At 55.8% G+C, this 13,217-nt stretch carries 11 protein-coding genes; all 11 read right to left on the bottom strand.

The features are described 5' to 3' along the window. Positions 1 to 3: 3 nt before the first annotated feature. Positions 4 to 927, bottom strand: a complete 924-nt coding sequence (gene exbB / locus HEQ61_RS02475; RefSeq protein WP_168019148.1) for a tonB-system energizer ExbB — start codon at positions 925 to 927, stop codon at positions 4 to 6. Between the two features lie 221 nt (positions 928 to 1,148). Continuing rightward, complete coding sequence (locus HEQ61_RS02470; protein ID WP_168019146.1) at positions 1,149 to 2,420, bottom strand: DnaJ domain-containing protein; 1,272 nt, start codon at positions 2,418 to 2,420, stop codon at positions 1,149 to 1,151. Between the two features lie 117 nt (positions 2,421 to 2,537). Then, entirely contained in the window at positions 2,538 to 4,121 is a 1,584-nt protein-coding gene (locus HEQ61_RS02465) for a hypothetical protein (protein WP_168019144.1), read from the bottom strand. A gap of 23 nt (positions 4,122 to 4,144) precedes the next feature. Then, complete coding sequence (locus tag HEQ61_RS02460) at positions 4,145 to 4,948, bottom strand: MinD/ParA family protein (RefSeq protein WP_066136004.1); 804 nt, start codon at positions 4,946 to 4,948, stop codon at positions 4,145 to 4,147. Next, positions 4,945 to 6,117, bottom strand: coding sequence for a GTP-binding protein (locus HEQ61_RS02455; RefSeq protein WP_168019142.1), 1,173 nt, complete (start codon positions 6,115 to 6,117; stop codon positions 4,945 to 4,947). The genes HEQ61_RS02460 and HEQ61_RS02455 overlap by 4 nt, the downstream gene beginning before the upstream one ends. A 58-nt stretch (positions 6,118 to 6,175) precedes the next feature. Next, positions 6,176 to 8,254 carry a flagellar biosynthesis protein FlhA gene (gene flhA, locus HEQ61_RS02450; RefSeq protein ID WP_209315605.1) on the bottom strand — a complete coding sequence of 693 codons (2,079 nt, stop codon included), beginning with the start codon at positions 8,252 to 8,254 and terminating at the stop codon, positions 6,176 to 6,178. A 161-nt stretch (positions 8,255 to 8,415) separates the two neighbouring features. Then, the gene (locus HEQ61_RS02445; protein WP_168019138.1) at positions 8,416 to 9,750 is read right to left on the bottom strand and encodes a sigma-54-dependent transcriptional regulator; all 1,335 of its coding nucleotides are present in this window, start codon (positions 9,748 to 9,750) and stop codon (positions 8,416 to 8,418) included. Positions 9,751 to 9,828: 78 nt separating this feature from the next. Further along, positions 9,829 to 10,698 (bottom strand): motility protein A, encoded by an 870-nt coding sequence (locus HEQ61_RS02440; RefSeq protein WP_168019136.1) that lies wholly within the window; start codon positions 10,696 to 10,698, stop codon positions 9,829 to 9,831. Between the two features lie 34 nt (positions 10,699 to 10,732). After that, positions 10,733 to 11,089 (bottom strand): flagellar motor switch protein FliN, encoded by a 357-nt coding sequence (fliN, locus tag HEQ61_RS02435; protein WP_168019134.1) that lies wholly within the window; start codon positions 11,087 to 11,089, stop codon positions 10,733 to 10,735. 19 nt (positions 11,090 to 11,108) lie between these two features. After that, the gene (locus HEQ61_RS02430) at positions 11,109 to 12,152 is read right to left on the bottom strand and encodes a FliH/SctL family protein (protein WP_168019132.1); all 1,044 of its coding nucleotides are present in this window, start codon (positions 12,150 to 12,152) and stop codon (positions 11,109 to 11,111) included. 32 nt (positions 12,153 to 12,184) lie between these two features. Beyond that, entirely contained in the window at positions 12,185 to 13,204 is a 1,020-nt protein-coding gene (fliG, locus tag HEQ61_RS02425; RefSeq protein WP_066135988.1) for a flagellar motor switch protein FliG, read from the bottom strand. Positions 13,205 to 13,217 lie beyond the last annotated feature (13 nt).

Raw genomic sequence — 13,217 nt, 5'->3', positions numbered from 1 at the left:
TTTTTACTCCGCAGCAGAGCGCGGGATTGCCACCCGGACGGGGGAGGATTGGTGGTTGCGTGGCTGATGAACATCGGGGGAGCTGTCCGAGCGCAGATCCAGCTCACGACTGACCAAACGCAGCATAGTTGCCGACATATTGCCAACAAGACCACGGTACGCCCCTATCGAACGAACCAGCAGATTATACAGGATAACCGCCGGGATTGCCGCTACCAGCCCCATTGCCGTTGCCAGTAAAGCCTCGGCGATACCTGGTGCCACGATCGCCAAGTTTGTTGTTTGTGCTTTTGAAATACCAATAAAGCTGTCCATGATCCCCCAGACAGTGCCGAACAGACCAATGAACGGGCTGTTCGAGCCTATGCTGGCCAGGACACCCAGGCCTGAGGCCATACGTCGCCCGGCATCGGCCTCAATCTGTTCAAGCCGTGAAGATGTCCTGTCTCTGATGCCGTCCTTACCGCTTTCTCCGGACAGGGTGATTTCAATAATGGCAGCTTCGATCATTGTGTGGCACAAGCCGGTATAGTCGCGGAGTGCGGTGCGTGCTTCTTCCGTTGTGCGGCATGCATCCAGTACATGGATGGCACGGGATAGGTCGCGCTTTGCCTTGCGTAATTCAAGGCTCTTTGCCCCCCAAGTGGTCCATGTCATAACCGAGGCGAGAGCCAAGCATCCCATAACAGCTTTGACCACGCTGTCGGCAGCCATGAACATGCCGCCCAGCGAAAGATCATGAGGCAGTGCTGAAATGGCGGCTTCAACGGCTCCGGTGGCTTCAGCAGCAGCGGTTGTTGCTTCTGTGGCATCGGTCGCGGACGCTTGGGACAGAAGGGAAAATACACAGAAAAGCACCACGGCCGACGGGATAGTCAGAAGGCGTATGGTGTCTGTCGAGAATACTTTTGCATTTATTTTATACATTTCAAAAAACCCTGTCCGCCCTGGCGGGGCATTCTGGAACAGCGCTGCCTTGATTCCCGCGCTGTCCGATTGTCCGGAGAGACAGGCACTTTATGGAAAGTGAGAGTCATCCGCAACAAGACTCGTGCCAGCATACACGTCCTGACGGAGATGGGTCCAGCCCATGATCGGGCTTTTTGGCCTGATTCTGCCAGTATGCCTTACTGTAACTATACTTTCTCCTATTCCCTTTGTGTTCCCGTTGTTCGCTCTTGGCGTGGAATATGAACCGGGTTAAGAAACCGGGACGGGACATAGCCTGACATGCCTTCCGGTGTGATAATGCGGGCCCAGTTACCACCGGTATCTGTCTCTGTTACCAGAACCATGGCACCGGCTGCAAGTTCTCCCGTTTTCTGGAAACCTGTCCCCGGTCCGCTGCGTATGGCCAAGCCCGCAGCCATGGTTTCATGCAGCCCCCCCGCTTTCAGGGACGGTGACGACGGGGATACAGAGTCAGTGTTTCCAGGCTTGTCTTTATCAGGCCCGACAAGGGGCGTCTCGGCATCACGGATTGTATTCCAGCTGACAACGGCTGTTACGGCGCCGGCCAGGTACAGTGGCGACAATTGAAGCAGACGGAAAGCGCCAACGCCGCTCCATCGATCCTTCAGTTGGCGGGCCGCCGACTGTGGGGAGGCAGGGACAAGACTATCCGCCATATACTGTTGCCCGACTGTTGTGGCAAATTGCCTGGCCTGCCGCGCGATATTATGGGCCATGTCCCTGTCCTGCCTGGCCAGGAAGGCGCGTGCCTGGTGCATAAGGGCCCGATAGTTACGATCCGCAGGCAGAATTCCTCCCCGTGCGGTTACCCAAAGGGCATGAATGGTATCAACTGCTCCAGATAGGCTCCACCAGCCCAAAAGCCAGTTCCGGATGGAAACCTGCAAGCCGGTTATATCGGCACAGCGGCGACAGTACAGACCCTCGATGCTGGAGTGCAGACTGCGTACCAATGTCCCACGAACCAGTGGAAAAATAACGTAACGCGGCTGTGCTGCAACGCGGCCACAGCGGTCGCACGTGGAGAGAGGAAGAAGGGGAGGGGGGGATGATGTGGACCATGTCCGTTTCCGTCGTTGGTCTTGCGGTTTTTCCTGTCTGGCTTGATTGGCTGAGGGTCTGGGGTCTGTACGTTCGGACTTCTGCTTGTCCCGTGCCCCTGTTCCTGCGGACGCTTGCCGTTTATACTGTGTTTGCTGTTTTTCGGCTGTATCAGTATTCCGGGACAGCGCATCGTATTGCGCCTTTTTCTCGGGGTTGGAGAGAATTTTATAGGCTGCGGTAATGGCATGAAATTTTTCGTGTGCATCCGGGCTGTTGTTCCGATCCGGATGCAGCGCCATGGCCAGCTGACGAAAAGCTGTTTTGACAGCGGCGCCATCCGATCCGGGATCAAGGCCCAGAACGTGGTAATATCCTTTGGGATCACCGGGGAGCTTGGCAGCCATTCCGTACGGTCTCCTCGTATCCTTTGAATCTGTACGGACTGTCTTTCACGTTCTGATCCTTAGTACAGGCATTACATGCATGTCAAATGATCTGCACGTCATGCTGTCCCCGTTTCCTTATACAATCAGACCCGGGCCTGGATCAGGGTGTCCGGGTATGGCATCAGCCGGTCCTGCGAAGGCTGTTGAGACATGAAACAGCAGGCTTCCGACCAGGTTCAGGGCTTGGGATGCATTGGTATGCAAGGCCAGCATGGTGGTTCTGATCTCTGTATCCAAGGGGATGTGCGTGCGGATCAGAAGGTCCAGACGGCGGTCCTTATACAGGTAAAGGCCATCGAATTGCATTGGGCCAAGGCGGGAAAGGTTGAGATTAAGCAGAAAACGGAACCGTTCTCCTTTTTTTGCTTTCGCTGCGTCCTTTTCACTTTCCTGCTCTCCGTCGCGCCTGCTGATAAGGGCAATCTTTTCAATACTGTTTCCATTCAGGAAGGGGAGATTCTGAAGTCTCCAGTCTCCTCCGCCATCTGTAGAGGGGCGTATCATTTCGCGCAGTTCTGCGGAAAGGGTACGGGCACTTTCACGCCCCAAGGATTGTTCAAGAACATCGCGCAGGGTTTCCCCCGGCCATGGGCGCATGCTCCCAACCGGGCGTGATAACTGGCTGAACGCCATAAGGGCGAGCAGCATGCGTCCGTCGCTGGTTGGAAGGTGGCGGAGCAAAGCCTTGATCCCTTCAGGTCCGTTGCTCTGCAGGGCCATGGCCAAGACCCGCTCCATCCCTGGCCAGCCAGGCGCGGATACGGGGCCGGTCTTCATGCTTTCAGCTGATGATATGATGTCTGGGCGAACGGATTGTGAGGTGACCTGCATAATATCCAGCGTAACAGGTGTACCAGCCGGAAGGGACAGGGGACGATCCATGGATAGCAGGCCCATGGGAGTGGCAATAATGGTATGCCCGGAATTGGTATGTGGGGCGATGATTCCGGTTATGGATCCAGGAGTGGGTATTGATGCTCCGGCAGGAACCGCGGATGGAGTGCCCTGCGGCACAGGTTGGGGGACGGAACCTTGCCCTGTCAGCGATCCGGTTTGAGAGGCAGGGACCGGAGAGTGTATGGATGACGGTGCGGGTGCTGCTCCGGCATTGTCGGACGCAATTGGGGTGAGGCGGACCAGAACACTTGTCCCTATTGGCCACGGAGGCAAGGGGGCTGAACTGCGATCAGGAGGAGCCGGGAAGAAACGATCCGGTGCGGCGATAACCTGTGCAGGTATGTGACTGGGCAATGATGTTTGCCATACGGCTGCAGCTGTTGGATTTACACCAGGTCCGGGAGGAGGGGATCCCAAAAGAGTATCAGGCTTGGGGGATAGCCATGGCACAGGGTTTACAGCCATGATGCGGAGCATGACAGCCTGTCCGGGTCGGGCTTCTGTTGTCTCCAGAACAAGACGTGTTCCCGCCGCAAGTGTAATCATGGCGGGCAGCTTGGCTTTTATTTGGCCATAGGGTGTATCAAGAAGAACGTCGTAACGCGATGGCTGTGGCGCGCGAACGACAACGGCCTCGATCTTTGTGCCAGCGGGCAGTGATGCCACCGGAGCAGGGGGAGAAAGAAGGGTTACAGAGCCTGAAACAGATGACGTCTGAGGCAAGGGTGGGCCTGATGGGGGAGGTGGGGGAACATTCGACATGTACGCCCCCTCCCAGTCTTTGCTTACCCTGCCAGCAGACGGTCGGCAATTGCCTCTACATCAACCGCAGCATCGGCCCCCGGGGAGCGCAGCAGAATGGATGTTTGGTTCCGGATTGCATCCCGGACACGCATGTCCCTCCGCACAATCCCAACCAAGGGCGGGCTTATTTTCAGAAACCCCTCGCAGGCCTTGCGCAGGGTTGCGTAGGTGCGTTCCCCTTCACGGACGGAATTGGCGGCGTTGATGACAACCCGGATATCCGCATTTGGACGCTCCATGGTCGTTACCTTGATAAAGGCGTAGGCATCGGTCAGCGATGTTGGTTCATCCGAGGTAATGACCAGAATGGTTCCGGCAGCCCGTGAAAGCTGGCGTATGCTTTTTTCTACCCCAGCCCCCAGATCGATAATTACTTTGTGGTATGCCGGGGCGGCCAGTTCAAGGTCTTCGGCCAGTACCTGCAGACGCGAGAGCGGAATATTCGCCAGCGAACCAGATCCGGAACGACCGGCGAGAACATCAAACCCCCCGCTTTGATAGGGCGTAAAGGCCTGGTTCAGGGTTACGCGTCCGGTGATAACACTGGCCAGGTCGTAACGCGGCATCAGCCCAAGCTGAATATCCACGTTGGCAAGCCCAAGATCTCCGTCAAAAAGCAGGGTCTTGCGTTTGCGCATGGCAAAGGCGTGCGACAATGTGATCGAGAACCATGTTTTACCGACCCCGCCCTTGCCGGATGCAATGGCAATAATATTGCTGCTGTGCCGGCCCGGAGCCGATGGTGCAAGAACGGGCGCCTGTCCGTAATCGGTTTGAAGAGTCATCCGCGGGCCTCACTCATGTCATTTCCTGTTTCTTGAATATCCGCCCCGGCGTGGATGGCGAACATTGGCCTGGTATCCTGATCCGGGTCGGGCAGGTCCACGGGATCCTCCTGCTCGTCCATCAGAGTTGGAGTATCTTGATTCCACGAGGTTTTCTTCTGTGGTGGTGTTGCAGGTCTACGGCTGGCCCAGTCATCAGGAGCAGCCGTCAGCGAGTTGTCTCCTGGCGGGACCAGAAGGCGTGCCATGGAGATTGGATTGATAGGGCACAATCCATTGGCAACATGTGGATTGATGCTGACATCGCAGAACATGAACTGCCCGGAATCGGCTGCAGCAAGAACGGCCCCCAGCCGTCGTGTCATGTCCAGACGGGTTGCCAGAATGCGTGTTGCTCCCACCGCTGCGAAGGCTTCAGCGACTTCCGTTGCTTCCACAGGGTCCCCCCCCGCCGCCAGAACCAGTACGGGTTCCACCTCTATGGCACGGGTCAGGCCACGCAGAAAACCCATGTCTTCCGGGCTGAACGGATTAAGGCCCGGGGTGTCAATGTAAACAAGGTCGCTACAGGCCGCAGCCTCTGCAACCATCGTTTCCAGGCTGGTTATGCCGCGTGCTTTCTTGAGTTCAACGCCCAGGATATTGGTAAAGGCAGATAATTGCTCCAAGGCACCGGCCCTGACAGAGTCCGCTGTTACAACAGAAACAGAGCGGCCTGCAATACGCGCCCGTGCGGCTAGTTTGGCTACCGTGATTGTTTTGCCGGTCCCCGGAGGACCAACCAGCATGACTGGTACTGGCGAGCGTTTTGCAGGCAATGCGGCAAAAGCAAACAGTTCATCCAGGGCGCCGGCCGTTGCCAGTGTGGGGTCATCGGTTCCAATGGCCTTTGCTGCGGCCACAATACGTTCTGAAAGGCGGGGCAGGACGCCGTGATAGGATAGGCATTCGCGGATTGTTTCGGTCAATACAGAGGGCGGTGTCCCCAAGGCAAGGTATTCGTTGATTTCCTCGTCCGGTGCGGTTTCCTCCAGTGCTGCGGTGATGCGTACACCCTCACCACCATTGGCTCTCTGGGTTGAAATGATGATGGCATCATCACCCAGCTCTGCCCGTATCATGGCCATACCTTCAGCCATCGAGGGTGCTGTATAATATTTCATCCGCATGGCATGCCTCCCCACTTGGAGGAGATATGTGCTTTATATGGGGAAACGCGGTCTGCCATCATACCTGCCCCAGTGTTTTGATACGAGCTTTGGGATGGATTTCGTTCTGACTCATCACCATGGTCATGGGACGGAAACGTTCGATGATTGATCGCACATAGGGCCTGATCATCGGACTTGTTAACAAGACCGGGGTTTCCCCCTGCATGGCAAAGCGTTCAAAGACCTGTCGCACACCGTTGATAAACTCGTGAAGCGTGGATGGTGGCATAGCCAGCTGGCGCTCTTCACCCTGACCGACCAACGCTTCAGCAAAGTTCTGTTCCCACTCTGGCGACATCGTGACCAAGGGGATAACCCCTTCTTCATCGGTGCAGGCATCGCACAGCTGGCGGGCCAGCCGCATGCGGACGTGCTCTGTCATCATTGTCAGATTCCGGCTGATTCCCGATGCCTCGGATATGCCTTCCAGAATAGTTGGCAAATCACGAATCGAAACCCGCTCCGCCAGAAGATTTTGCAGAATCCTCTGGATCCCGTTGATGTTGATCTGGTTGGGGACAATGTCGGCAATCAGTTTCTGATGATCCTTGTCCAGCTCATCAAGGAGCTTTTGCGTTTCGGCATAGGACAAAAGTTCCGCCATGTTATCGCGGACAACTTCGGTCAGGTGTGTGGTGATGACCGTTGCAGGATCAACAACCGTGTAGCCCCGGAACAGGGCTTCCTCGCGATTGGAGCTTTCAATCCACACAGCAGGCAGACCAAAGGTCGGCTCGCGTGTTTTTTCGCCGGGCAGCGTTATGTCTTCGCCACGCGGGTCCATGACCAGCAGCATGTTGGGGCGCAGATCACCGGTCCCAGCTTCGACTTCCTTGATAAAAAGCGCGTATTCATTGGCTGCAAGCTGCATGTTGTCCTGGATACGGACACTGGGCATGACAAATCCCATTTCTGTGGCCAGTGCGCGGCGCAGGGCCTTGATCTGGTCTGTCAGCCTTTGGTTACCCCCGGCAGAGATCATGGACAACAGTCCATACCCAAGCTCGAGACGAACCATATCAATCCGCAGGGCGCTTGAAATAGGCTCTTCTGCGACCGGTGCGGCCTCACGTTCGGCTTGGGCGGCCATCTCTGCCGCATGCATGGCGGCTTTGTGGTGGCGATGATCCGTAAACCATGCGGCTCCGCCGGTTATGCCTGCAAGAAGCAGAAAGGGCAGGGCCGGTGTGCCCGGAATAACAGCCAGAAGACCTGCAACAGCCGATGACATGCCCAATGCTTTTGGATACTGCGTAAACTGGCTTCCCAAAGCCACTTCGGTACTTTCGCTCAGCCCTGCCTTGGAAACCATCAAGCCGGCGGATACTGAAACAATCAGGGCCGGGATCTGGCTGATCAACCCATCCCCGACGGTCAGACGGGTATATGTGTCGGCAGCGACCGAAAAGCTCAGATTATTCTGGGCCATGCCGATGATCATGCCACCCATGATGTTGACGGCCGTAATGATCAGGCCGGCAATCGCATCGCCTCTTACGAACTTCGAGGCACCATCCATGGCCCCGAAAAAGTCTGTTTCTTTTTGCAACTCACGACGGCGGGCGATGGCTTCACGTTCATCAATGACCCCGGCAGACAAGTCCGCATCAATCGCCATTTGCTTGCCGGGCATGGCGTCCAGGGTAAACCGGGCCGTGACTTCAGCGATACGGGTTGATCCCTTGGTAATAACCATGAAGTTAACAAGAATAAGGATCAGGAAGACAATTACCCCGATGACGAAGTTTCCACCCATGATGAAGCCACCGAAGGCTTCTATGACATGACCGGCAGCATCGGTACCCTGATGCCCGTATTGCAGGATCAAACGGGTTGATGCCAGATTCAGGGCCAAGCGAAGCAATGTTGTCATCAAGAGAATGACCGGGAAGCTGTTCAGCTCCATGGCCTTCTGGATGAAAATCACGGTCATCAGGACAAGAACAGACAGGGTCAGGGACAGAGCCAGGGCAATATCCAGAAGCCATGGTGGCAGCGGAATGATCAGGATGACCAGTGTTGCGGCAATACCAAGAGCCAGGAACAAGTCACCACGCAGCGCCGCCCGTTTGAGGAACGCCGCCCCGCCGTTCATGGCACCGGACAAGCCCGCTGTTGCTGTCGCCTCTGTCGAAGAGGGATCAACGCGGTCTGCCGTTTGCAGGTGTGTTGCCTGTTCTGCCATGCGTTTGTCAGTTCCCGCGCAAAGAGTGTGTTGAACTGTTCTAGATTCGAAAACCTGATGCTATTTCACAATCAGGCTGGAACATCGGCCTCCCCACCTGTTGGTGGCGGGACCGGAAGCCCTTGATCAGTGTACAGCCTGAGTTTGTTGCGAAGAGTCCGGATCGAGATCCCGAGAATATTGGCAGCGTGCGTCCTGTTCCCCAGCGTATGGCGCAGGGTATCGATGATCAGGTCCCGCTCAACATCAGCGACGGTCCGTCCTACCAAGGTTCCGATACTGCCGCCCGGGTTGGGTACATTCTCCCCGTCTTCCGTCAGAAGAATGGCGTCACGGTCAATTGTGTCGCCGCGTGCCAGAAGAACAGAGCGATGGATCGTGTTCTCAAGCTCGCGGACATTTCCTCTCCATATGTGCCGCTGCAAGGACTCCATCGCATTGGCCGCAATGGGGCGGGCCGGTACCTTGTTCAGGGACGCATACTTTTCTGCGAAATGCTTGGCGAGAATCTCGATATCCCGGGGGCGGTCACGGAGTGGTGGAAGAGACAGCGTCACGACGTTCAGGCGGAAAAACAGGTCTTCGCGGAATCTGCCCTTGCGTACTTCTTCCTGAAGGTTGCGGTTGGACGTTGCCAGAATGCGGACATCAACCTTGACGGATTGGTTGCCCCCGACGCGTGTCAGTTCCCGTTCCTGAAGAACGCGCAGCAGTTTGGCCTGAAGGCGGACGTCGATTTCCGATATTTCGTCCAGCAGCAAGGTACCGCCGGTGGCTTCCTCAAACTTGCCGATACGTCTGGCAATGGCACCGGTGAAGGCCCCCTTCTCGTGGCCAAAAAGCTCTGATTCAAGAAGATTTTCGGGAATAGCGGCGCAGTTGACAGCAACAAAAACACGGTTCGCCCGTCGTGACTTCTGATGGATGTGTCGGGCAACCAGCTCCTTGCCGGTTCCGGACTCTCCGACGATCAGGATACCGGCCTCGGAAGGAGCAACCTGATTGGCCAGGTCCATGATTTTTTGCATGGAGGGGTCACGGAATATAATGGTGTTGTCCTGCTGCACAACGGCGGCAAGGACAGCGGCAATCAATTCCGGATCAGGAGGAAGGGGGACGTATTCCTTTGCGCCGGCCCGTATTGCCTCCACGGCTGCCTTGGTATCGGTAGAAACGCCACAGGCAACGACGGGCACAGATATGCGTTCGGATTCAAGGCTGGCGACAAGAAGACGGATATCCAGCCCGATATCAACCATCATCAAATCAGCACCATGGCCACCACGCAGTTGGGTCAGCGCAGCGTGAATATCGTCGGCCTGACTGACCTTGGCACCACGGCGCATGGCAATCTGGCTTGCCGCACCAATCTGTCCGCCCAAGGAGCCAACAATCAACAAACGCATTCGTACAATCCCCCACTACAAAACAGACACGACCCAAGGCTGCTACCGCACTATAGAACGGCAAATGTCAAAAAAATCTTATCCTCCTGCCGGTTGTCGGATCAGGTCGGCGTGTATGGGCAGCCGCTGACCAGGGGGCAGGATACTGTTGAAGTGCAGTTCCAGTTGCGATGGACTCTCCCTGCGTTCAATCGACAGGACTGTTGTCAGCCATATCTGGTGCACCAAGGCTTCTTCCTGACCATTTCGTTCCAGCCGTGACCCAAGGGGGCCAAGGATCATGTAGGCCATGACGGCACCGTAGAAAGTGGTCAGAAGGGCAATTGACATCCCCGGTCCTATTGCGGCCGGATTATCCAGATGCCCCAGCATTTGTACCAAGCCAATCAGGGTTCCGATCAGTCCCATGGCAGGGCTGGTCTCTGCTGCGCGCCGCAGGACGCAGACCGCTCGGTCACTGTGAACCCGGCTTGAGGCGATATCTGAAGAGAGAATACGTGCAATTTCATTTTCGGCTGTACCGTTCAGCACAAGCTGAAGCCCCTTGTGCAGAATCTGGTCGCGATGCAGGGAATTCAGAACAACGCCGCGTAGTCTCAGGATGCCATGGCGGTGTGTATATTCGGCGATACGAAGCATATCGAGCGCCACATCCTGTGGGGCGGGCATCTTGTATCCAGCCGATCGACCCAGTTCGCGTAGTGTTTGCCGTATATCAGCCCAACTGAAGCTGGTTGCTGTGATCAGTATGGTGCCACCCAACACAATTAACAGGCCCGACATGTCGACAAATGACAATGGCGAGCCGCTGGCTGCAATAGCCATCCCCGTAAGGGCAACAGCACCCAGTATGCCCGAGAGTGTTGCAACATCAACGCCCCGGGGTCGGCTTGTGTAGTCATCCGAGGAGTCCGGCAGGCTTTCCTGTATGTTACCGCTTTCGGCCATCAGGTCTGGTCCTTGATGCGCATTGAGGGATGTATCAGGTACGGTCTGTCTTGATAATTTCTGTCATGGTAATGCCGAGCCTGTCTTCGACGACGACAACCTCTCCACGAGCGACGAGGCGATTGTTGACATAGATGTCAATAGCTTCCCCGACTTTTCGGTCCAGTTCTACAACGGCTCCGCGCCCCAAGCGCAGCAGGTTGTTGACCTGCATGGATGACTTTCCGAGAACTGCGGACACTTGTACCGGGATATCGTAGACAGCCTCAAGATCAGCGGCCGAGCGTGGTTTATCCGGAAGTTCCTCGGCAATCTCTATATCGTCATCTTGTTGGCCGGTTTCATCTTCTTCCTCCGGCATTTCATCCAGTTCAAGATCATTGTCAGCCATGACAAGCGTTCCTCCCTGTTTACGCTTCGGGTTTCAGGTCTTCTGTCGGATCTGCATCCGCAGCTTGTTGTGTTATCTCGCTTGCTTTCATTATTTCAGCGTCTTCACCTGTATTTGTGTTTTCACTGATGATGGCCTCGGATTGCACGGGTTTTGGTTCGACCAAAGTGGCCTGTTCAGGGGCTTCGCTCATCATGTTCTCTTGTTCCGGATGAGTTTCTTGCTGTATGGAGACCGTTGTCACAGGCTTGTCCGGAGGCGTGTACCATTTGGCCGGATCAATATCGGGCCAAATGTCCTCGATTGTCTTGGTTATGGTATCGGCTTCCCCACTATGGGACAGGTGCCCGGGCTCCAAGGCTTGCCCCTGCTGGAACAGCGGAATATTCCGTTGCATCAGGGCATCTATTTCATCAAGCGCCTTGGCCATGTTTCGCTCTGCGCCACCATCGGCCCACTCAACCCGGGCATCAGTGGGAAGCATGACGGAATCACCCAGCAGAACCATACGTCCCTCGAAACCCGTTTTGCTGATTGTTTCAGTCAGACGTTTGCGGAGGAGATCCACCATTTTCGGGCTGGTATGGATCAGGATACGGGGTTGACCGATCAAATCTGGCAGCAGGGACTGCACAAGGCTGGTAATCTCCCGTATGGCATAATCGTCGGCTGTATGTGGCAGCAACTTCCGGCAAATCGTGTGTACAACCTGGATGGCTGCAGATGTGGCCGCATCAGCAAGAGGGTCTGTCTTGCTTGCAAGAGCAGTCATTGACTCTGCGCAGCGATTTAATGCCTCGGCTACAAATTGCTCCACGGATGCGGCCGCTTCCTGAAGGGCAGCAGCGTGGCCGGCGACATAGGCTTCTTCGCGGGCAAATTCGAGCTCTTCCTGACTGAAAACAACCGGGGGCGGCTCTTCTGGTTCTGGCGGCAGTTCCGGCTCTGGCTCTGGCGGAGGTTCGCTGATCAGGAGTTCGGAAAGAACAGGCTGTCGCTCCGAAGGTGTCGGTTCGTCGAAACGGACATCAAAGGTAAATTTGCGGACAGTCGGCGGGGCCATGAAGTACTCCGGGGATCAGGCAGGGAAAGGAATCAATAGACCAGTTCGTCGTCTTCCTTCCCTTCAGAGATGACAATCTGCCCGGAATTGGCCAGCTCCTTGGCCAGGACAACAATAATATTCTGCGCTTCGTCCACTTCGCGCAGACGGACAGGGCCCATGGCATCCATGTCATCACGCAGCATCTTGCCGGCGCGCTCGGACATATTCTTGAAGAACAGGTCTTTCAGACCATCCGAGGCCCCCTTCAGGGACAGGGCCAGCTTGTCCTTTTCCACATGGCGCAGCAAAGTTTGAACGCCGGCTGCATCCAGGCGGTTGAGATCCTCGAACGTGAACATGAGTTGCTTGATCTTTTCCGCACTTTCGCGGTTACGCTCTTCAAGGGCACCCATAAACCGGGCTTCAGTGTTGCGATCAAGGTTATTAAAGATGTCGGCCATCATTTCATGCGCATCGCGGCGTTGTGTCCGCGCCAGGTTCGACATGAATTCGGTCCGCAGTGTCTTTTCAACACCATCCAGAACTTCTTTCTGGATGGCTTCCATGTGCAGCATGCGCATGATGACTTCCAGCGCAAAGGGTTCGGGCAAAAGGCCCAGAACTCTGGCACCGTGATCCGCCTTGATCTTAGAAAGCACAACGGCAACGGTTTGCGGGTATTCGTTCTTCAGATAGTTTGCCAGCACCTGTTCGTTAACGTTACCAAGCTTGTCCCACATGGTACGCCCTGCGGGACCACGAATTTCCTCCATAATGGATTCCACGCGGTCTTTGGGCAGGGTTTTCATCAGCAGGCGTTCTGTCGTGTCAAACGAACCAACCAGCGACCCGGTGTTGGAGATGGCATCGGCAAATTCCACAAACAGGCGCTCGACAAGGGCCGCCGAGACGGTACCAAGGTTCGCCATGATCTGTGAAAGTTCCTTGATCTCGTCGTCATTCATCATTGAGAACAAGCGGGTTGAATGCTCGTCACCCAAGGACAGCAGAAAGATGGCCGCTTTCTGTGGTCCGGTCAGGCTTCTGTAATCTTCTTTCAGGCGCCCCACGGTGCCTTCTCCT

The organism is Haematospirillum sp. H4485, assembly GCF_012102745.1.
In the GTDB taxonomy this organism is placed as follows: Bacteria; Pseudomonadota; Alphaproteobacteria; order Rhodospirillales; family Rhodospirillaceae; genus Haematospirillum.
This window is presented reverse-complemented; position numbering and strand designations above follow the sequence as displayed.

Excerpts from the sequence above, each read along its gene's own strand:
- flhA (WP_209315605.1), bottom strand. The coding sequence starts at position 8,254 with ATGAACGGCGGGGCGGCGTTCCTCAAACGGGCGGCGCTGCGTGGTGAC.
- HEQ61_RS02445 (WP_168019138.1), bottom strand. The coding sequence starts at position 9,750 with ATGCGTTTGTTGATTGTTGGCTCCTTGGGCGGACAGATTGGTGCGGCA.
- HEQ61_RS02440 (WP_168019136.1), bottom strand. The coding sequence starts at position 10,698 with ATGGCCGAAAGCGGTAACATACAGGAAAGCCTGCCGGACTCCTCGGAT.
- HEQ61_RS02465 (WP_168019144.1), bottom strand. The coding sequence starts at position 4,121 with ATGTCGAATGTTCCCCCACCTCCCCCATCAGGCCCACCCTTGCCTCAG.
- HEQ61_RS02470 (WP_168019146.1), bottom strand. The coding sequence starts at position 2,420 with ATGGCTGCCAAGCTCCCCGGTGATCCCAAAGGATATTACCACGTTCTG.
- exbB (WP_168019148.1), bottom strand. The coding sequence starts at position 927 with ATGTATAAAATAAATGCAAAAGTATTCTCGACAGACACCATACGCCTT.
- fliN (WP_168019134.1), bottom strand. The coding sequence starts at position 11,089 with ATGGCTGACAATGATCTTGAACTGGATGAAATGCCGGAGGAAGAAGAT.
- HEQ61_RS02455 (WP_168019142.1), bottom strand. The coding sequence starts at position 6,117 with ATGCGGATGAAATATTATACAGCACCCTCGATGGCTGAAGGTATGGCC.
- HEQ61_RS02460 (WP_066136004.1), bottom strand. The coding sequence starts at position 4,948 with ATGACTCTTCAAACCGATTACGGACAGGCGCCCGTTCTTGCACCATCG.
- HEQ61_RS02430 (WP_168019132.1), bottom strand. The coding sequence starts at position 12,152 with ATGGCCCCGCCGACTGTCCGCAAATTTACCTTTGATGTCCGTTTCGAC.